This window comes from Paraburkholderia sp. RL17-337-BIB-A, assembly GCF_046025895.1.
Lineage (GTDB): Bacteria > Pseudomonadota > Gammaproteobacteria > Burkholderiales > Burkholderiaceae > Paraburkholderia > Paraburkholderia fungorum_C.
Genome location: NZ_JARESY010000001.1, coordinates 3,866,295 through 3,886,099 on the forward strand (window position 1 = coordinate 3,866,295; position 19,805 = coordinate 3,886,099).

At 63.7% G+C, this 19,805-nt stretch carries 14 protein-coding genes and 1 pseudogene; 9 read left to right on the top strand and 6 right to left on the bottom strand.

The features are described 5' to 3' along the window. Nucleotides 1-143: 143 nt before the first annotated feature. Both P0D84_RS17335 and grpE read right to left on the bottom strand, forming a co-directional pair. Nucleotides 144-572: pseudogene (locus P0D84_RS17335) on the bottom strand (thioredoxin family protein). Between the two features lie 112 nt (nucleotides 573-684). Next, a complete protein-coding gene (gene grpE / locus P0D84_RS17340) occupies nucleotides 685-1,269 on the bottom strand; it encodes a nucleotide exchange factor GrpE (protein WP_408338301.1) in 585 nt (194 codons plus the stop codon). 377 nt (nucleotides 1,270-1,646) lie between these two features. On the opposite strand from grpE, the gene P0D84_RS17345 reads away from it, so the two are divergent. Continuing rightward, complete coding sequence (locus tag P0D84_RS17345) at nucleotides 1,647-1,808, top strand: hypothetical protein (RefSeq protein WP_012431795.1); 162 nt, start codon at nucleotides 1,647-1,649, stop codon at nucleotides 1,806-1,808. Here P0D84_RS17345 and P0D84_RS17350 read toward each other — a convergent pair. The 3 genes from P0D84_RS17350 to hrcA form a co-directional block, all read right to left on the bottom strand. Beyond that, nucleotides 1,780-2,187: an RNA-binding S4 domain-containing protein gene (locus P0D84_RS17350; RefSeq protein ID WP_408338303.1), complete on the bottom strand. Its 408-nt coding sequence runs from the start codon at nucleotides 2,185-2,187 to the stop codon at nucleotides 1,780-1,782. The two genes, P0D84_RS17345 and P0D84_RS17350, sit on opposite strands and share 29 nt — an antisense overlap. Before the next feature lie 8 nt (nucleotides 2,188-2,195). Further along, on the bottom strand, nucleotides 2,196-3,266 hold the full coding sequence (gene hemH, locus P0D84_RS17355; protein ID WP_408338306.1) for a ferrochelatase: 1,071 nt from the start codon (nucleotides 3,264-3,266) through the stop codon (nucleotides 2,196-2,198). Nucleotides 3,267-3,442: 176 nt separating this feature from the next. Beyond that, nucleotides 3,443-4,462 carry a heat-inducible transcriptional repressor HrcA gene (gene hrcA, locus P0D84_RS17360; protein WP_120346113.1) on the bottom strand — a complete coding sequence of 340 codons (1,020 nt, stop codon included), beginning with the start codon at nucleotides 4,460-4,462 and terminating at the stop codon, nucleotides 3,443-3,445. Nucleotides 4,463-4,765: 303 nt separating this feature from the next. On the opposite strand from hrcA, the gene P0D84_RS17365 reads away from it, so the two are divergent. Further along, the gene (locus P0D84_RS17365) at nucleotides 4,766-5,668 is read left to right on the top strand and encodes an NAD kinase (protein WP_408338308.1); all 903 of its coding nucleotides are present in this window, start codon (nucleotides 4,766-4,768) and stop codon (nucleotides 5,666-5,668) included. A gap of 151 nt (nucleotides 5,669-5,819) precedes the next feature. Further along, the gene (gene recN / locus P0D84_RS17370) at nucleotides 5,820-7,490 is read left to right on the top strand and encodes a DNA repair protein RecN (RefSeq protein WP_408338310.1); all 1,671 of its coding nucleotides are present in this window, start codon (nucleotides 5,820-5,822) and stop codon (nucleotides 7,488-7,490) included. A gap of 101 nt (nucleotides 7,491-7,591) precedes the next feature. Here the strand turns inward: recN and glnE are convergent, their stop codons facing one another. Then, entirely contained in the window at nucleotides 7,592-10,384 is a 2,793-nt protein-coding gene (gene glnE, locus P0D84_RS17375) for a bifunctional [glutamate--ammonia ligase]-adenylyl-L-tyrosine phosphorylase/[glutamate--ammonia-ligase] adenylyltransferase (protein WP_408338312.1), read from the bottom strand. 187 nt (nucleotides 10,385-10,571) lie between these two features. Here glnE and P0D84_RS17380 point away from each other — a divergent pair, with 187 nt between their 5' ends. From P0D84_RS17380 to P0D84_RS17405, 6 genes are all read left to right on the top strand, one after another. Then, nucleotides 10,572-14,801, top strand: a complete 4,230-nt coding sequence (locus P0D84_RS17380) for a YhdP family protein (RefSeq protein WP_408338314.1) — start codon at nucleotides 10,572-10,574, stop codon at nucleotides 14,799-14,801. 137 nt (nucleotides 14,802-14,938) lie between these two features. Next, nucleotides 14,939-15,826: a carbon-nitrogen hydrolase family protein gene (locus P0D84_RS17385; RefSeq protein WP_408338316.1), complete on the top strand. Its 888-nt coding sequence runs from the start codon at nucleotides 14,939-14,941 to the stop codon at nucleotides 15,824-15,826. Between the two features lie 112 nt (nucleotides 15,827-15,938). Continuing rightward, on the top strand, nucleotides 15,939-17,405 hold the full coding sequence (gene tldD, locus P0D84_RS17390; RefSeq protein WP_408338318.1) for a metalloprotease TldD: 1,467 nt from the start codon (nucleotides 15,939-15,941) through the stop codon (nucleotides 17,403-17,405). Nucleotides 17,406-17,808: 403 nt separating this feature from the next. After that, nucleotides 17,809-18,882, top strand: coding sequence for a 3-deoxy-7-phosphoheptulonate synthase AroG (gene aroG, locus P0D84_RS17395; protein WP_408338320.1), 1,074 nt, complete (start codon nucleotides 17,809-17,811; stop codon nucleotides 18,880-18,882). A gap of 199 nt (nucleotides 18,883-19,081) precedes the next feature. Next, complete coding sequence (locus tag P0D84_RS17400) at nucleotides 19,082-19,414, top strand: type II toxin-antitoxin system RelE/ParE family toxin (RefSeq protein WP_408338322.1); 333 nt, start codon at nucleotides 19,082-19,084, stop codon at nucleotides 19,412-19,414. Between the two features lie 13 nt (nucleotides 19,415-19,427). Beyond that, nucleotides 19,428-19,760, top strand: coding sequence for a helix-turn-helix domain-containing protein (locus P0D84_RS17405; protein ID WP_063494819.1), 333 nt, complete (start codon nucleotides 19,428-19,430; stop codon nucleotides 19,758-19,760). Nucleotides 19,761-19,805: the final 45 nt, after the last annotated feature.

The following is a 19,805-nucleotide window of genomic DNA, read 5'->3' on the forward strand; positions in this document are numbered from 1 at the left end:
TTTTACTAATCTCCTGACTTTGATCGCTGCGGTAATCGCCGTTTTTGCCTATCTGGCGGTACGGCGATCCGCTCTCAATTCCTACCTGCACTCAACATAAGTGCGTCCGCATCGTTTTCAAGACCTCTTTTACGATGCGGTCTTTAATTTTTTTCAATTAGCCGAACTTTTGCCGCTTTTTTCACCGTTCGTCGCGATGCCGGCCGCATTTGGCCGCCCGGGTCGCCCCGAATCGTTGCCCGCGCGGCTGCTACCGCCGCCTCGAACCATTCAGCGCCATGCCAGCCGGTTGCCCGGCCCAGCAGCTTGTCACGGTGCCACTCGCCACGGCAAAGAAGCACGGGCGGCCACGCCGTGAAACACGAAACGCCGGCCTGGTTTGCGATGTGCGTAGACGTTGCTGTGAAACCATCTGAAACCGAGCGCACGGATCGCGTCCGGCCGCAACCAGCGTCGCCCTCTTCCTGGCGATCTCGCGGTTAAAGCAGCTGGGCCCCAGAAAAACACCATGGCCAGCTCATCCGGCCTTCAGCCAGCACGGTGCCGAACAGCTCAGCGCTGAGCGCCTGCATGCCGAAGACAGCAAACGCGGCAGCGTCGACGGGTAATGTTGGCCACGACGACGATGCCTGTCAGGCGAAACGGCTGATAAACGGCTTCTTTTTAAAACACTGCTTGTGCTGCTTACTTCGGCGCCGCGACGGTTACGAGGGCCGGACGCAGCACGCGCTCAGCGATCACAAAGCCTTTTTGCAGCACCGCAACGACGGTGTTCGGTTCCTGATCCGCCGGCACCATCGAAATAGCCTGGTGACGGTGCGGGTCGAACTTCTCGCCAACCGGATTCAGTGCGACGACGCGGCCCTTTTCCAGCGCGCCGGTGAGTTGACGCAGCGTGAGCTCGACGCCCTCGCGCACCTTCTGCAGATCGTCGGACGAGTGAGCAACCGCCGCTTCGAGGCTGTCGATCACTGGCAGCAAATGCTCAGCGAAGCTTTCGATCGCGAACTTGTGGGCCTTGGCGACATCTTCCTGGGCGCGGCGGCGCACGTTCTCGGTCTCAGCCTTCGCTCGCAGGAAGCTTTCCTGCAGGTCGGCGATCTTCGCTTCTGCTTCGGCCAGTGCGGCTTCCGCGCCCGTTGCCGGCGCTTCAGGAGCAGCGTTTGCAGCCGCTTCCTGCTGGGGTGCTGCGGCCTCTGCGGCCTGGCGCGCGGTTTCGTCGGCGGGCGTGGGATTCTGGCTCGTCGGGTTCTCTTGCGTGTTTTCCATGTCGCTGAAAGTCGTTAAAAAGTTGAAGCTAACAGTGGCGGCAACGCATCAAGGCGCGCGCAATTTGTGCGTTGCAAAATTACGACAGACAACTCGGTGCTTAATGCGTATCGAAACGGCAGATGGGGCCGGAAAGACCCATTTCAAGCGCCTCTCCCGGAACTTTTCGCACCAAGGACGTGCGGCAGAAATGCCCCGTTACAACCACTAGTGCGTCGCAATCAGATTGAGATTGAGTGCGTCCTACAAGTGGCCTATGCTCCAATAAAGCATCGGAAAAGGCACGTTAACCCTAATCTGACGTAAGCCTTACCGACACTTTTCAATTCCACCTGATTAGCCTGTTTCCGTCCTGAATCCTTCCCGAGGGGAGTACCGTGAAACTGACCTTTGCAATATCGGTGGTCGCATTGGTACTGATCGCGGGCACCACGACCATCTGCATGTCCGGGGCCGTCAACGATCACACCACCGAGTACGGCGGTGTGCACGCGACGATGGAACAGTTGTTCAATCCCCACCTGAAAGTTTGTCGATAGTGCGCCGGTCGCGCTTGGTCGGCCTGCCGTGCAAAGCGGCAGCCGGTTCGCGGTACGTCTTGCGCCGTTCCTGCTCGACTTGCCGCTTCACCCTGCTCTCTTCGGTTTCCGCGTAAAGCGTCTGCGCGACGCTGGCTGGGCCACGCACGTCGCACACGCCCAGCACTTCCACCTGCCACACCATCCGCTCGATCTCGATCTCGACCAGGTCGCCGACGCGCGCATCTTTCGCCGGCTTGACGCTGGCGCCGTTAATGCGCACATGGCCTTTCTCGACCGCATCCGCCGCGAGCGAGCGGGTCTTGAAGAAGCGCGCCGCCCAAAGCCATTTGTCGATGCGCAGCTTCGCGCCCGGTTCCGTTGCAATCCTGTAATTCATAAGCCTGCTTAAGCCCCGCTCGTGTGCGGCACCGACACCGCTTGCACGGGCCAGCCCTGCAGATTCTGCGCGACGATTTCTCCTAGCGCGGCGATCCACGGCTGTGAGGCGTTCACGCAGGGAATCCGGTGAAACTCCTTGCCGCCCGCATGCAGGAACTCGTCACGCACTTCCATGCCGATTTCTTCAATCGTTTCAAGGCAATCGGCGGTAAAACCCGGGCAGAACACGTCGGCACGCCGCACGCCCGCCGAGCCAAGTTCCTTCAGCGTGGGGGCGGTGTACGGCTGCAACCATTCGGCCTTGCCGAAGCGCGACTGAAACGTGATACGGCATTCCACCTGGGTCAATCCCAGCGCCTGCGTCAACAACGCGCCGGTCTGCTGGCATTGCTCGTGGTACGGATCGCCCAGATCCAAGGTGCGCTTGGGCACACCGTGAAAACTGAGCACCAGTTTGTCGCCCGCTGCAAAATCCGGCTTGCCGTGTTGATGCCAGTACTGATGCACTTGGGCAGCGAGCGCGGCGATATACGCCGGATGATCAGCGTACTGGCGCACGGTGCGGATTTCCGGCTGATTGCGCATGCGCTTGAGGGCCGAAAAGGCATCGTCGAAGGCCGTTGCCGTGGTCGAAGAGGAATATTGCGGATACATGGGCATCAGCAGCACGCGCTCGACGCCCGCCAGCTTGAGCTGGTTCAGCATGGCCGGAATGCCGGGTGTGCCATAACGCATCGCGTAGTCGACCAGCACGGTGTAGTCGTTCAGCTGCAGCAGATGGCGCAAGCCTTCTACCTGCTTTTCTGTGAAGACGCGCAGCGGCGAGCCTTCCGGCATCCACACGGCTGCGTACTTCTTCGCTGACGCGCGGCCCCGGAACGGCAAAATCATCAGCCGCAGGATCACCTGCCAGAGCAGCGCTGGAATTTCGACCACGCGAGGATCGGACAGAAACTGCGCGAGATAGCGACGGACCGCGCGCGGCGTCGGCGCGTCGGGCGTGCCGAGATTGATCAGCAGCACCGCGACACGGTGTGACGTGGCGTTCTGCGAGGGCCGCTCGAGGTCAAAGCGCATAGGCAGCAGGCATAACCGCTTTAGGCGGAAAGTTGATTCAAGGTGGGATTCATTATAGCGGCGCGCTCCATTGCGGGTTCGCCAGGGACCCCTGGCCATTCGGCCAATTGGCAAGCCGCGCGCCCTCGCGCATCATTTGCAACATCAGCGGCCGCAGCCCGCCGTGACCGCGGGTGTTACTGCTGGCTGAGGGTCAGGGAAAGCAGCCGCGCGGTGATATCCACGATCGGAATCACGCGGTTATAGGCCATGCGGGTCGGCCCGATCACGCCGAGCGTGCCGACGATCTTGCCGTTTACCTCATACGGCGCGGTCACCACGCTCATCTCCTCGATCGGGACGAGATTCGACTCGCCGCCGATAAAAATCTGCACACCCGCGGCGTGACTCGACACGTCGAGCAATTGAAGGAGACTGGTCTTTTGGTCGAACACATCGAACAGCTTGCGCAAGCGCGCCATGTCCGACGAAAGGTCGGCAACTTCGAGCAGGTTACGCTCGCCGGAAATCAGCACGGTCTCGCCAGTGTCAGATTCATCTGTGCTGGCCGTGACCGCGGCATGCATCAGCGTGGTCATGTCGCCGCGCAATTCGTCGATTTCTTCGCGCAGGCGGCGGCGCACGTCGTCGAACGAGAGGCCGGCGAAATGCGCGTTGATGTAATTGGAGGCTTCCACCAGTTGCGACGGCGAGAAGTCGCGCTGGGTGGCCATGATACGGTTCTGCACGTCGCCCTCGGGCGTCACGATGATCAGCAGAATGCGCTTGTCCGACAGGCGCATGAATTCGATCTGCTTGAACACGTGGCTGCGGCGCGGCGTGAGCACCACACCGGCGAACTGCGACAGATTGGACAGCACGCTGGCCGCCGCGGCGACGATTTTCTGTGGTTCGCCCGCCTGCAGCGTAGTCTTGACGGTGCGCATCACCGCTTCTTCGTCCGCGGCGGATTCCACCGTCAGCATGGTATCGACGAACAAGCGGTAGCCGCGCGGCGTCGGGATCCGGCCCGCTGAAGTATGCGGACTGATCACGAGCCCCAGGTCCTCGAGATCGGACATCACGTTGCGGATCGTTGCCGGACTCAGTTCGAGGCCGGAATAGCGTGACAACGTGCGTGAGCCGACCGGCTGACCTTCGGCGATGTAGCGCTCGATCAGCGTTTTGAGGAGGGTTTGTGCGCGGGGATCTAGCATGACGGAAAATTTTAGCTCAATGACGCGACTACAGCGAGCGCTAACGGCGCCAACCCCTGACTATCGCGCCGCCGGTTGGCGGGGCGGCGCCTGTTATTCTGTGCTTCGGGCCCAACGCCTCGCCGGCCGCCGATTCGGCGAGTCCGCTGGCGGCACGCCGCCGGACTATAACCGGCGCGTATGTCATCAAGGCTTCACCATTCTAACGATAATCGTGCAATGCACTGGCAGCCCGCGTGCGCCGGCCCGCTACCGGGTCTGTCTGCGGTTCTTTTCAGGCCCTACCTATGGTGTAATGCCGGCATGCAAGTGACCAGCCAGTTCAAGACCGTCGCGCTCGTTGGGCGCAACAATACGCCGGGCATCGGCGAGCCGCTGACCGCGCTCGCCTCGTGCATCGCAAAGCGTGGCTTCGACGTCGTGTTCGAAGCAGAAACCGCCGCCGAAATCGGCGTGACCGACTACCCGGCGCTACGTCCCGCCGAGATCGGCGCGCGCGCCGACGTGGCCGTGGTGCTAGGCGGCGACGGCACGATGCTAGGCATTGGCCGCCAGCTAGCGCCCTACCGCACGCCACTCATCGGCATCAACCACGGGCGGCTCGGCTTTATTACAGACATTCCGATCTCCGACATGCGCGAGATCGTGCCGCAAATGCTCTCCGGCAACTTCGAGCGCGAAGAGCGTGTGCTGCTCGAGGCGCGCATCATGCGCGGCGGCAACCCGATCTATCACGCGCTGGCATTCAATGACGTGGTGGTCAACCGCAGCGGTTTCTCGGGGATGGCGGAACTGCATGTCTCGGTGGACGGCCGCTTCATGTATAACCAGCGCTCAGACGGCCTGATCGTCGCCACGCCTACGGGTTCGACCGCCTACGCGCTGTCCTCGCAGGGGCCGATCCTGCATCCGCAATTGCAAGGCATCGTACTGGTGCCGATCGCGCCGCACGCGCTGTCGAACCGGCCAATCGTGCTGCCGGACGACTCGAAGGTGAGCATCCAGATCGTCTCGGGGCGCGAAGTGAACGTCAATTTCGACATGCAGTCGTTCACGTCGCTGGAATTGGGCGACACGATCGAAGTGCGCCGCTCGCGTCATACGGTGCCAATGCTGCACCCGGTCGGTTATAGCCACTACGCCACGCTGCGCAAGAAGCTGCACTGGAACGAATATCCGTCGCACGAAGAAGATTCCAAGCCCTGAGCGGCCCGAACACCGGTGCACCTGAGCGCCGGACCACTGGACCACTGGACCACTGGACCACTGGATCGCCGGATCGCCGGGCCGCCAGAACACCGGAACGCGAACACCACCGCTGTCGAACCCTGAACCTCAAGCTCATCAGACGACCTCCATGCTTCGCCACCTCTCGATACGCGACTTCGTCATCGTCGCCGCGCTCGATCTCGAATTCGACAGCGGCTTTACCGTTTTCTCGGGCGAAACAGGCGCCGGCAAGTCGATCCTGATCGACGCGCTGGCCCTCGCCCTCGGCGCCCGCGCCGATGCGAGCGTGGTGCGCACCGGCGAGAGCCGCGCCGACATCACCGCGGAGTTCGAGGCGCATGCGCAAGTCGAGCAATGGCTCGATGAGCAGGCGCTCGGCACGTCCGGCGACGACGGCCATCACGGCGCCACCGTGATGCTGCGGCGCGTGGTGGACGTGAACGGCCGCTCGCGGGCGTTCATCAACGGCACAGCGGCGACGCTTGCGCAGTTGCGCGAAGTCGGCGAAATGCTGGTGGATATTCATGGCCAGCATGCACACCAGTTGCTGATGCGTCCGGACGCACAACGCGAGCTGTTCGACACCCATGCCGGTCTGACCGAAACCGCTGCAACTGTCACGCGGACCTGGCGGGCGTGGCGCCAAAAGGTTCAGGCCGTCGAGCATGCGCAAACGCGCGACCGGGAACTGCAACTGGAGCGCGAGCGGCTCGCCTGGCAGCTCACCGAACTGGACAAACTTTCGCCGCAACCGGGTGAATGGGAAGAGGTCAACGCCGAGCACCGGCGCCTGTCGCATTCGGCGAATCTGATCGACGGCGTTCAAGGGGCACTCAGCGCGTTGTCCGAATCCGACGAAGCGATGATCACGCATCTCGCCTCGATCGTATCGAAGGTGCGTGACCTGGCTGAGATCGACCCAGCGCTGAACGACGTGCTGGCAGCACTGGAACCGGCCGAGATCCAGTTGCAGGAAGCGGCCTACTCGCTCAGTCACTACGCGCAGAAGCTCGACCTCGATCCGGACAGGCTTGCCCAGGTCGAAAAGCGTCTCGACGCGTTGCATTCGGCCGCACGCAAATTCCGCCTGCAGCCGGAGACGCTGCCCGAAGAACACGAAGCTCGGCGCGCACAGCTTGCCGCGCTCGACGCCGCAGCCGATCTCGACAGCCTGCACGCGGCCGTCGCCAAAGCCGAAGAAGCCTTCCTCACCGAAGCAAACAAACTGTCGAAGGCGCGCGCCAAGGCCGGTAAGGCTCTGGGCTCTGCTGTCACCACTGGCATGCAGGAACTGTCGATGAAAGGCGGCAGCTTCGAAGTCGCGCTGGTGCGGTTGCCGGAAGGTGGCGCGCACGGGCTCGAACAGGTCGAATTCCGCGTCGCCGGTCACGCCGGCGTGCCGTTGCGGCCGCTCGCGAAGGTCGCCTCAGGCGGGGAGCTGGCGCGGATCAGTCTCGCCTTGGCTGTCATTGCGAGCGCCGCGAGTCCCATACCAACCCTCATCTTCGACGAAGTGGACACGGGGATCGGCGGCGCCGTCGCTGAAGTGGTCGGACGGCTGCTGCATCAACTGGGACAGGCGCGTCAGGTGCTGTGCGTCACCCACTTGCCGCAAGTCGCCGCGCGCGGCGACCATCATTTCCAGGTGGCGAAGGCGGGCAACGGCAAGGGCGGCACGGTTAGCAGCGTGACTTCGCTGGACCGCGCAAGCCGCGTCGAAGAAGTCGCGCGGATGCTCGGCGGACTGGAGATCACCGCGACCACCCGCAAGCACGCGAAGGAAATGCTGGCGGCGTAGAAACTCAGGCCGGGAATCATCGCGGCCCTCGGGAAACGCAAGGCAAGCTCTGCGGGCCGCGCAACTTGTGCGACGCCGCTCACACCTCGCGCCATCAGCCGTCACCCAAACACCCGCTTCCACAGCCCCAACACCGCCTCACGCTCGGTCACCACCTGCGCCGGAACGACCCGCGCCTTCTCCATCCCGTCCAGCCGCAGCGTGTGCTGCAACTTCCGGTAGGTCCGATAAGCCGCCCCGACCGTCTCCGCTTCCTCCTCGCTCATCAAGCCGAAGCGCGACACTTCGCGCAGCAACGCGATGTTGCCGGTATTGCGGATCAGTTCAGGATCGCTCGCCGCATGCAGCAGCACCCAGTACTGCACGGTGAATTCGATATCGACCATGCCGCCGCGATCGTGCTTCAGGTCGAACAACGCCGTATGGTTCGGATGTCCCGCCTCGACGCGCTCGCGCATCTCGACGATTTCCCTGGCGAGCGGCGCGGCTTCGCGCGGCGTGGTCAGCACCTGTTCGCGGATCTGCTCGAATTTCGCGCCGATTTCGGCGTCGCCCGCGCAGTAACGCGCCCGGCTCAATGCCTGATGCTCCCACACCCACGCCGTGTTGGCGGCATCGCCCTCGCGCAGTTGATAACGACGGAACGCATCCAGATCGGTGACGAGCAGGCCCGACTCGCCGTTCGGCCGCAGCCGCAAGTCGACATCGAACAAGGTGCCGGCGCCGGTCGCCGTCGTCAGCCAACTGATGAGCCGGCGGGTGTAGGTGGCGTAGACGTCGGCGGCGGCATCGTCCGGATCGTCGTAGAGAAAGATCACGTCGAGGTCGGACGCGTAACCCAGTTCCTTGCCGCCCAGCTTGCCGTATGCGATCACCGCGAACTTCGGCACCTCGCGGTGGCGTTTGGCCAGTTGCTTCCAGACCGCTTCGAGCGTGACATCGAGCACGGCGTCGGCGAGCTCGGACAGACGGTCGCTCACATGCTCGACACTCAGCCGGCCGGCCAGATCGATCAGCAGGATGCGGAACACCTCGGCGTGGTGCGCGTGGCGCAGCAGATCCATCTGCTGTTCGACGCCGTCGGCGGCGGCCAGGCGCAGGCGCAGCGTGCGCTTGAATTCGGGCCAGTCGAACGGACTGTCCATCGCCTCGTCATCGAGGAGTTCGTCGAGCAATTGCGGGTGGCGAATCAGATAGCCGGCGGCCCAGCGCGACGCGCCCAGCACCGACAGCACCCGATGCAGCGCCTGCGGATATTCGGTCAGCAGCGCGAGGTACGCGCCGCGCCGGCCCACGGCTTCGAGCAGGTCGAACAGACGCGCCACCGTGTCACCGCGCCGTTCGGGCGGCTCCAGCGTACGCGCGGCCTCCAGCGCACGCTGCGCGACGATGTCGAAGCGTTGCCGGCTACGCTCGGCGAGCCCCGCATAACGCGACGACTGCCACACCGCGCGCAAGCGCGCCAGCAGTTCGCCCGGCTGCGGCACGCCGAGTTCGATGAGGCGCGCCTGAAGCGCTTCGTCGGCGCTGTCGTCGGCGAGCGCGCTGCTCCACACCCACGCCGCCGCGCCGTCTTCCGGTGCGCCGCAGCCGTCGCGGCCGCTCACCTTGTCGGCGAAAATCTGGTCGAACTGCTGCTCGACGAACTCGCGATGCGTGTCGAGCCTGAGCATCAGCTCGGCATAGTCAACGCAACCCATGGCGTGCGCGAGCGCCACACGGTCCTCAGGATCGACCGGCATCGCGTGGGTCTGCGCGTCGTTGCGGTATTGCAGACGGTGCTCGAGTTCGCGCAAGAAGCGGTATGCCTGGGAAAGCTTCACGCAGACCGAGCTATCGATCAGCCCATGCGTGGCCGCGTGCCGCAAAACGGCAAGCGTCGGCCGCACGCGGAAGCCGGCATCCTGGCCGCCACGAATCAGCTGAAACACCTGCGCACTGAATTCGATTTCGCGGATGCCGCCGCGGCCGAGCTTGATGTCGTCGGCCTTGTCGGGCCGCATCGAGGCGCGCCGCTGCGCTTCCTGGCGAATCTGCAGATGCAGCGCGCGAATCGCGCTGATCACGCCGAAGTCGAGATAACGGCGATAAACGAACGGCGTGACGATCGCGTCGAGCTGCTTCTGCAGCCGCTCGGCCGCTTCGCTCGCGCCTTCGGAGACGAGCCGGCCCTTGATCCACGCATAGCGCTCCCACTCGCGGCCCTGCACGTAGAAATACTCTTCGAGCATGCCGAGGCTGCACACGAGCGGTCCCGAATCGCCATTCGGCCGCAGGCGCATATCGACCCGAAACACGTAACCGTCGGCGGTCACCTCGGCCAATGCGCCGATCAGGCGTTTGCCCAGCCGCGCAAAAAAGTCCTGCGTCGCGATCGGCGCACGCTGAGCGCCCGCGGTCTCGCCGTCCTCTTCATAGACGAAGATCAGGTCGATATCCGACGACACGTTCAGCTCACGCCCACCCAGCTTGCCCATCCCGACGACGCCAAGTGCGAGGCGCTCACCCTGCGGTCCGCGCGGTTCGCCAAAAAGCGTTTCGAGCTCGGTGGACACAACGGCCAACGCACGCTGGATCGTCGTCTCCGCCAGATCGGTCATGGTGCCGGTGACTTCGGCAACATCTGCCTCACCCGCCAGGTCGCGCTCCATCACGGCGCAAAACACCTCGGTACGCAACTGACGCAAGGCCCGTTTGAGTGCATCCTCACTCAATGGACCGCCGCCCGCGCCGGCGGCCTCGGCGCACAGCGCGTCAAGACGTGCGTCGATCCGTTCGCGGGTGAGCGGCGCGCACGCCAGTGCCGCCACGTGCGCCACGATTTGCGGACGAGCCGCCGCGGCGCGCGCCGCGTAATGTGAATAGCTGGAACTCAGGAGAGTGGCGTCAGTCATCAAAGGTCTGGCTCGCTCGTTGCTTTATCAGCGTGGTTCAGTTCGCTGTAACACAGGGGTACGGCGCGCCTCGCGCAGGTCGCGAGGCGGCATGTACAAAGGGTTTGCCGGAAGTCCGCCGAGGCTTTCCCGTGTGTTACATTTCGTCGTTAATTCGCAAAACTACCATACGCCCACCCGCCGCAGCATGTCCGAGCGAAACGAATCCGCCGACCCGCACGAAACCGGGCAGGTCCGGCCTGTGAGCGGAAGCGACCACATCGTGCTGCGTCGGACCTTTCATGTCGTCCTCGCGCTCGCACTCGTCCTGTACTTCATCGCGACAGGTCTCTTTCTCGGCTTGCGTTACGTGGTGCTGCCACGCGTCGAGTCGTTCCGGCCGCGCATCGAAGCCGCCGTCTCCGACAAGCTGCACGCGCAGTTCACGATCGGCAAGCTGGCGCCGCATTGGAGCGGGTTTCAGCCGGGCCTCGACGTCACCGATATCGTCATCCGCGACGCCGAGGGCAAAGCGGCGCTGACCATTCCGCACGCCACCGCCACGCTCTCGTGGAAGTCGCTCTGGCAGTTCCATCCCGCACTTTCCAGCCTGATCGTCGACCAGCCCGACGTGCTGGTGTCGCGCAGCAGCGACGGCGTGATTTCGGTGGCGGGCGTGCCGGTGCCGACCCGGCACAGCGGCAACGACGCCCTGTCCACGTGGCTATTGCGGCAACAGGCGATCGTGGTGCGCGGCGGCACGCTGCGCTGGCGCGATGCCCAGCATGACGCGCCGGAACTGGCCCTGCGCGACATCCGCATCGCCATTCTCAACGACGGCTACGATCACCGGCTCGCGTTGCAGGCGCCCGCCGACGGTCAGGTCCTGCACGGTCCGCTCGACTTCCGCACGCATTTCAGGCACGCCCGGCTGTCCGCGATCGGCAAACCGGTCAACTGGACCGGCCAGGTTTATATGTCGACCGGCCCGGTCGATCTGCCGACCCTTGCGCGCTACATCAATTTTCCGATCGAGATGTTCGCCGGCCGGATCGACAATGCGATCTGGGCCGACTTCGCCGATGGCCGGATGAAGTCCGCCGGCGGCCAACTGGCCGGCACGAATGTGTCGATGCGGGTGCGCCCGACCCAGCCCAGGCTGGACGTGCCGGTGGCCCATTTCGGGTGGCGTCTCGAGGTCGATCAGGGCGACTACAAGCTGCAACTGAACGACTTGCGCGCGGAACTGGGCCAGCCGCCGCTCGACGACGGCACGCCGCTCACCCGCACCCTTACGCTAGCCACGCTGAACGGCCGCTACCGAACCGCCTCGCAGCAGCATGGGCAGCTCGTCAGCGTCAGCGGCGACCGCGTCGACCTGGGCATCCTCGCCGAATTCAGCCGCGCACTGCCTTTGCCGCGGCATCTCCTGAACAATCTCGTGCGCTTCAATCCACGCGGGCTGGTGGCGAACTATCTGATCGAGGTCGAGCGCGGCAAACCGGAGTCGGGCGAAGCGGGCGTCGAGCATCCACCGAGTGGCGCCGAGCCGATCGAGCGCTATCGTTTCAAGGGCGATCTGCAGGGCATCAGCGTCGCCGCGCAGGAACCGCCGCCGGGGCTCACCCCGCTGAATCACCCGCGCGCGGGCATTCCCGGTATCGAAAACCTGTGGGGCAGCGTGGACGCCGACGAAAACCACGGTACGGCGACGCTCGACACCTCCAACGTCGCGATTACGCTGCCGGGTGTGTTCGACGACCCGCGCCTGAAATTCGACCGTCTGCGCGGCCAGGCAGACTGGACCATCACGGCGAAGGCGCCGGGGGAAAATCACCCGGCCTTCACCGTCAAGCTGGCCAACTTCGGCGTCTCGAACAGGGACGCCGACGCCACCGCCACCGCCAACTACAGCAATCCAGGCCACGGGCGCGGTTCGCTCGACCTGAAAGCCGACTTCCAGCGCGCCCAGGTCACGCGCATCGTCCGCTATCTGCCGACCAGCATCAGCGAAAAGCTGCGCACCTACCTTGGCCACGGGCTGCAAGCCGGCACGTCGCGCGGTGCGACGATCGAAATACACGGCGATCTGACCAAATTCCCCTACTCCCGCGCCCCGGAAGCCGGGATTTTCCGTATCGTCGCGCCGTTCAAGGGCGGCAAGTTCGACCCTTCGCCATACCCGCCGCGCAGGATGAGGAACGGCACGCCGAACGTGTGGCCGCCGCTTGATGGCATCGACGGCGTGTTCGAACTCAAGCAGAACGTGCTGCGCTTCGATATCGACCGCGCCCACTACAAGCGGGTCGCACTGACGCGTGTCAACGGCAAGATCGACGATCTCGGCACCAGGGCGTCCAACCTCGTGATCGATGGCGACGGCCGCGGGCCGCTCGCCGACATGCTCGACTACGTCAATGAAAGCTCGCTCGGCATCATGGCCAAACATGAGACCGAGAAGGTGCGCGCCGAAGGATCCGCGTCGCTGGCGCTCAAACTGACCGTGCCGCGCACGCCGAAGCCCCATATCGGCGTGGAAGGCGCGGTCGGTTTTCAGAACAATCGCTTGACTGTCGAAAACGTGCCGCCGCTGTCGCAACTGAACGGCAAGGTGCGCTTCACCGAACACACGGCCCAGGTCGAGCGGCTCTCGGGCCAGTTCCTCGGCGGCGACGTGCACGCGAATGGCGGCCTGAAGCAGGACGGTACGTATGCGCTCGAGCTGGGCGGCCACATTGCCGTCGACGCCGCGCGCGGTCTGAATCTGCATGGACCGGCCACGCAGGTGCTGACACGCATGAACGGCAGCGCGCCCTACGCGCTCAACGTGCGCGGCGCCAAAGGGCGATTGCCGGAGGTCACGGCGAACTCCGATCTGACCGGCCTCGGGCTCGACTTCCCCGCGCCGTTCAACAAACCGGTCGGCACCCCGATGCCGCTGCACTTCGCGCTCAGCCCCGCCACCGACGCGGGCGAAGCCGGTCTGGAACGCGCCGACCTCACCTTCGGCCCGATCGCCGCCACCTATTTGCTGCGTTATGAGCCAAAAGCGCAGCCGAAAACGCCGCCGACAGTGGTGCGCGGCGCGATCGGCGTCAACAAGCCCGCCGACTTGCCGTCCAACGGCGTGATCGCCGCGGTCGACGTCGAAGCGTTCGACGCCGACGCCTGGCGCGCGCTCGTCACGCAGATGCGCAACAAGGAAGCGCCGACGCCGGCTTCCGCTGGCGTACCCGCAGCCGCTCCCGCCGCCGCGCCGGCTGCGCCGAATCCGACCGTCGCGCAATTTCTGCCGAGCCGCTTCGCGCTGCACATCGAGTCGCTGACGCTGCTCAAGCGGCACTGGGACAGCGTGATCGTCGGCGCATCGCACGCGGACGGCAAATGGCAGGCGAACATCGCGTCGAACCAGGTGTCGGGGCACGTTTCGTGGCTGCCGGGCGCCAGCAAGGAATCGCCCGGCACGTTGCAGGCGCGCTTTGCCCGCGTGGTGATCCCTTCGGCCACCGACAAGGACCTGCTCGGCCAGGCGATGTCGGCGCCGGCGCAGAACATGCCGTCCATCGATCTGGTGGTCAACGAGTTGATCGTGCGCGATCGCAACATTGGCCGGCTCGAAGTCGACGCGCACAACTTCGTGGAAGACGGCGGACCGGTCTGGCAACTCGACAAGCTCGACATCACGAACCCCGCCGCCACGCTGACCGCCACCGCGAACTGGCGCACCTCGAGCGGCCTCGGCAACGCCGCCGACGAAACGACACAGCGCCGTACCCTGTTCGATTTCAAACTCGACATCAAGGACGCCGGCGCGTTGCTGGAGCGCTTCGGCCAGCCGCGCACGCTCAAAGCCGGCAGCGGCACGCTGTCGGGCAGGGTCGTGTGGCACGGCGGCCCGACCGCCATCGACTACCCGACGCTCAACGGCAATCTGGCCGTCGATCTGCGCCACGGACAGATTCTCAAGGTCGATCCGGGCGTCGCGAAACTGCTCGGCGTGCTCAGCCTGCAAAGCCTCGCGCGCTTCGCCACGCTCAATTTCCGCGATGTGATCGGCGAAGGGCTGCCGTTCGAGCGCGTCACCGGCACGGGTCAAATCCACAATGGCATTGGCCGTACCGAGAACTTCGAGATGGTGACGGCGCCGGCCCGTGCTGAGATGAAGGGCTCGGTGGATCTGGCGCAGGAGACCCAGGACCTGCACGTGCGGATCGTGCCGACCGTCAGCGCCGGCGCCGCCGTGATCGCCGCAACCGTGATCAATCCGCTGCTCGGGCTGGGCGCGCTGGTGGCCGATCTGGCGTTCAGCAAGTCAGTCTCCACGGCGTTTGCGCGCGAGTACGCGATCACCGGTCCGTGGTCGAAACCGCACATTGAGCGGGTGAAGAGCGATCGCGGTAAGATGGATGTTCCGGCTTCGACCGTGGAAGTGCACTGAGCCTTCAGCAGCCTTTGGGGCCGTTGATCATGATAGAGCGCAGTGCCGCGCCACAGGCCCCAGCCAGCCTTGAACGACGTATGCGGCATGAGCAGTTCTCGCGCCGCCGCCTTTGCCGGGAGTTTTTCGAAACGCTCATGAGCGAAACACACGTCTTTTCCTCCTCGTGCACCGCTTCGTCCGCGGCCTCATCCGCCGTAGCGTCCAACGGGTCTTCCGGCAGCACCTTCCGCGTGGCCGCGCTGCAAATGGTCAGCACGCCGGATCGCGAGCGCAATCTGGCCGAAGCGGAACGCCTGATCGGGCAAGCCGCCGCCGAGGGCGCGCAACTGGTCCTGCTGCCCGAGTATTTCTGCTTCATGGGCTTCAAGGACACGGACAAGCTCGCCGTGCGCGAGCCCTACCAGGACGGCCCGATCCAGCGCTTTCTCGCCGATGCCGCACGCCGCCACAAGGTGTGGGTGATCGGCGGCACTTTGCCGTTGATGTCAGCGGAACCGTCGCGCGTGCTGAACACCACGCTGGTGTTCGACCCGCAAGGCAACGAGGCCGCGCGCTACGACAAGATCCATCTGTTCAACTTCGAAAAGGGCAAGGAATCGTTCGACGAGGCACGCACCATCTGCCCCGGCGGCGAAGTCCGCACCTTCGAGGCGCCGTTCGGCCGGGTCGGCCTGTCGGTCTGCTACGATCTGCGCTTTCCGGAGCTGTACCGGCGCATGGGCGACTGCGCGCTGATCGTGGTGCCGTCGGCGTTCACCTACACCACCGGCCGCGCGCATTGGGAAATGCTGCTGCGCGCCCGGGCGGTCGAAAACCAGTGCTACGTGCTGGCCGCCGCGCAAGGCGGCAAACATGAAAACGGCCGCCGGACATGGGGCCACAGCATGCTGATCGACCCGTGGGGCGAAATCGTCGCGGTGCGCGACGAAGGCGCCGGCGTGGTGGCCGGCAATCTCGAACGTGCGCGCATCGACGAAGTGCGGCAGAGTCTGCCCGCCTGGCGTCACCGCGTGCTGAGTTGAGTGATCCGCTGAATCCAGAAGTCGACATTGAAACTGCGGCGCCGCTCACTCATATAGTGATCGTGACAGCGGCGCTAACCGAATCCTTCGTATCGAGCAGAACATACTTCGCATGAACATCATCGAACCCGGTATCCGTAATCTCGCCACCGCCAAGGACATCCTCCTGACGCCCTACGGTCTCGACGAATCCCTGCTCACCCGCACGCTCGCCGAAATCTTCACGCACAAGATCGACTACGCCGACCTGTACTTCCAATACACGCGCAGTGAAGCGTGGAGTCTCGAGGAAGGTATCGTGAAGTCGGGCAGCTTCAGCATCGACCAGGGCGTCGGCGTGCGCGCCGTGTCGGGCGACCGCACGGCGTTCGCGTATTCGGACGATCTGTCGCCCGAAGCGATCCGTCAGGCGGCGCTCGCCACCCGTTCGATTGCCAAGGCGGGTGGCGGCAAGCAGAAGATCAAGGCGGCCTCGTCGCTGACCGGCATTGCCGGGCGCGATCTGTACCTGCCCGCCGACCCACTCCATTCGCTCGACGCCACCGCCAAGGTCAAGCTGCTCGAGCGCATCGAACAGATGGCGCGCGGCCGCGACCCGCGCATCCAGCAAGTGATGGCAGGCCTCGCCGGTGAATACGACGTGGTGCTGGTCGCGCGTAGCGACGGCGGCTTTGCGGCTGATATCCGTCCGCTCGTGCGCGTGTCGGTCACAGTAATCGCTGAGCAGAACGGCCGCCGCGAAATCGGCAGCGGCGGCGGCGGCGGCCGCTTCGACTACGGATATTTCACTGACGAAGTGCTGTCGGGTTACGTCGACGACGCCGTGCATGCGGCGCTGGTGAACCTCGACGCCCGCCCGGCTCCGGCGGGCGCGATGTCCGTCGTGCTCGGGCCGGGCTGGCCGGGCGTGCTGCTGCACGAAGCGATCGGCCACGGCCTCGAAGGCGACTTCAACCGCAAGGGATCGTCGGCGTTCGCGGGTCAAATCGGCGAGCGGGTTGCGGCGAAGGGCGTGACTGTGGTCGACGACGGCACGCTGCCGAATCGCCGCGGCTCGCTGAATATCGACGACGAAGGCAATCCGACCCAGTGCACGACGCTGATCGAGGACGGCATCCTGAAGGGCTACATCCAGGACACGCTGAACGCGCGCCTGATGAAAATGCCGGTCACCGGCAACGCGCGCCGCGAGTCGTACGCCGCGCTGCCGATGCCGCGCATGACCAACACCTACATGCTCAACGGCGACAAGGACCCGCAGGAAATCATCGCTTCCGTGAAGAACGGTTTGTACGCGGTGAACTTCGGCGGCGGCCAGGTCGACATCACGAACGGCAAGTTCGTGTTCTCGGCCTCCGAGGCGTACATGATCGAAAACGGCAAGGTCACCTACCCGGTCAAGGGCGCGACGCTGATCGGCAGCGGCCCGGAATCGCTCAAGTACGTCAGCATGATAGGCAACGACATGAAGCTCGATTCGGGCGTCGGCGTGTGCGGCAAGGAAGGCCAGAGCGTGCCGGTGGGTGTCGGTCAACCGACCCTGCGCATTGACCGGATGACGGTCGGCGGCACCGCCTGATTTTGGTGTAGACGCATACTTCGTGCATACAACGCGCGAAGTATGCGGATTTTCCGCATTTTTATACCCCGCAGCTTGTCAACCGAGCTTGCCCGGGTTATAAAGTCACTCACCCTTTTTGACCAGCGACCTAATTCGCCATGTCCGCCAAGTTTTACTTTTACTTTTTTTGGCATCTCAGACCGCTGGCGGATCGAGAGGGGTGTTAGTGCACGCAAGACACTCAGAATTCACGAAAACCGCCAGCTAGCCTGGCGGTTTTTTTTCGCCTCACGTCTTTGAACCTTTTGCCGTTGAAACCCTTTTGATTGTTGTCCGCCCTGGCATCGCTGCCTGATTGTTGTCTGATCGCAGCCTTCGTTGCCCGCGCGAACACGCCATGACCCGATTCAGGAGAACAAGCATGCCCCCGCACAACACCGACGATGTCCGCATCCGCGAATTGAAAGAACTCACGCCGCCCGCTCACCTGATCCGCGAATTCGCTTGCGACGAAACGGTGTCCGACGTGATCTACAACTCGCGCAACGCAATGCATCGCATCCTGCACGGCATGGAAGACCGTCTGATCGTCATCATCGGACCGTGCTCGATTCACGATACCAAGGCGGCGATGGAATACGCCGGGCGTCTGGTCGAGCAGCGCAAACGCTTCGCTGGCGAACTCGAAATCGTGATGCGGGTGTACTTCGAAAAGCCGCGTACCACGGTGGGCTGGAAGGGTCTCATCAACGACCCGCACATGGACAACAGCTTCAAGATCAATGACGGCCTGCGCACCGCGCGCGAGCTGCTGCTGCGCATCAACGAACTCGGCCTGCCGGCCGGCACCGAGTACCTCGACATGATCAGCCCGCAGTACATCGCCGATCTGATCTCGTGGGGGGCAATCGGCGCGCGTACGACCGAGTCGCAAGTGCACCGTGAACTGGCTTCGGGATTGTCGTGCCCGGTCGGCTTCAAGAACGGCACGGACGGCAACGTCAAGATCGCCGTCGACGCAATCAAGGCCGCTTCTCAGCCGCATCATTTCCTGTCGGTCACGAAGGGCGGCCACTCGGCGATCGTCTCGACCGCCGGCAATGAAGACTGCCACATCATCCTGCGCGGCGGCAAGACGCCGAACTACGATGCGGACAGCGTCAATGCGGCATGTGCCGACATCGGCAAGGCGGGTCTCGCGGCGCGTCTGATGATCGACGCGAGCCATGCGAACAGCTCGAAGAAGCACGAGAACCAGATTCCTGTGTGCGCGGACATCGGCCGCCAGATTGCTTCGGGTGACGAACGGATTGTCGGCGTCATGGTGGAGTCGCATCTGATGGCGGGCCGTCAGGATCTGCAGGAAGGCTGCGCATTGACGTACGGCCAGAGCATCACCGACGCGTGCATCGGCTGGGATGAAAGCGTCGCCGTGCTGGAAGGTCTCGCCGAAGCGGTCAAGCAACGGCGTGTGGCGCGTGGCAGCGGCAATTAACTGCGCGCTTCTCGCACCTGCACGATTGTCGTAGTGGCTTCATCGGAAACCCGGCTCGTCGAGCCGGGTTTTTTTATTAGCCGAACGGACGAATGGTGCTCGACGAGCCGCCTCTGTACCGTAACAACTCGTTGCCGGGTCGGATACGACTTGACCTGGATGGGTGTTGCGTATAATATTTTGTACATGAAAGGCGGCTATGCAGCAGGAAAAAGAAATTCGCTGGATGGGCTCCAGTTATCACGATTTACTCGCCTTTCCCGAAGAGCCGCGTCGCCGTGCAGGATTTCAGCTTGGCAAGATTCAGGCTGGTCTGGACCCTGATGATTGGAAGCCGTTTGATTCGATCGGCGCCGGAACGCGCGAGATTCGCATCAGGGAGGCTGACGGCATTTACCGCGTGATGTACATCACCAAGTTTGTGGAAGCGCTGTATGTGCTGCATTGCTTCCAGAAGAAAACGCAGAAGCTCAGCCCGCACGATAGAAAGATTGCCGAGACGCGGTACCGCGCCATTATTAATGATAGATAGGAAAACTTGACAAATGACGATCGACACAAAAATCCGTCACGTGACAAAACCCGGCGCTAACCTGTTTCTCGAACTCGGCTTTTCCGCCGAGGAGGCAAAGCGCTTGCATGCCGCGTCGCAAAAACAGATCAACGACACGCGGCTGCTCAAGGAACAGTTGATGACCGAGCTCTCCAGCTGGATCGAACAGCATCATCTGAAACAGGCCGAGGCAGCCGAGATCCTGATGGTGTCGCGTCCGCGCGTCTCAGACGTGGTCAACAAGAAAACCACCAAGTTCACTATCGATACCCTGGTCGAAATGATGAGCAGGATTGGCAAGCCGGTCACGCTGGCGGTTGGGTAAGGCGCACGGGCTCCGCGTGCTTGCGCGCTCGGGTTGCCATGCGCC

Bases quoted from the DNA above. Each gene is read 5' to 3' on its own strand.
- P0D84_RS17400 (WP_408338322.1), top strand. From the start codon at position 19,082: ATGCAGCAGGAAAAAGAAATTCGCTGGATGGGCTCCAGTTATCACGAT.
- grpE (WP_408338301.1), bottom strand. From the start codon at position 1,269: ATGGAAAACACGCAAGAGAACCCGACGAGCCAGAATCCCACGCCCGCC.
- recN (WP_408338310.1), top strand. From the start codon at position 5,820: ATGCTTCGCCACCTCTCGATACGCGACTTCGTCATCGTCGCCGCGCTC.
- hrcA (WP_120346113.1), bottom strand. From the start codon at position 4,462: ATGCTAGATCCCCGCGCACAAACCCTCCTCAAAACGCTGATCGAGCGC.
- P0D84_RS17350 (WP_408338303.1), bottom strand. From the start codon at position 2,187: ATGAATTACAGGATTGCAACGGAACCGGGCGCGAAGCTGCGCATCGAC.
- P0D84_RS17405 (WP_063494819.1), top strand. From the start codon at position 19,428: ATGACGATCGACACAAAAATCCGTCACGTGACAAAACCCGGCGCTAAC.
- aroG (WP_408338320.1), top strand. From the start codon at position 17,809: ATGCCCCCGCACAACACCGACGATGTCCGCATCCGCGAATTGAAAGAA.
- hemH (WP_408338306.1), bottom strand. From the start codon at position 3,266: ATGCGCTTTGACCTCGAGCGGCCCTCGCAGAACGCCACGTCACACCGT.
- glnE (WP_408338312.1), bottom strand. From the start codon at position 10,384: ATGACTGACGCCACTCTCCTGAGTTCCAGCTATTCACATTACGCGGCG.
- P0D84_RS17380 (WP_408338314.1), top strand. From the start codon at position 10,572: ATGTCCGAGCGAAACGAATCCGCCGACCCGCACGAAACCGGGCAGGTC.
- tldD (WP_408338318.1), top strand. From the start codon at position 15,939: ATGAACATCATCGAACCCGGTATCCGTAATCTCGCCACCGCCAAGGAC.
- P0D84_RS17385 (WP_408338316.1), top strand. From the start codon at position 14,939: ATGAGCGAAACACACGTCTTTTCCTCCTCGTGCACCGCTTCGTCCGCG.
- P0D84_RS17365 (WP_408338308.1), top strand. From the start codon at position 4,766: ATGCAAGTGACCAGCCAGTTCAAGACCGTCGCGCTCGTTGGGCGCAAC.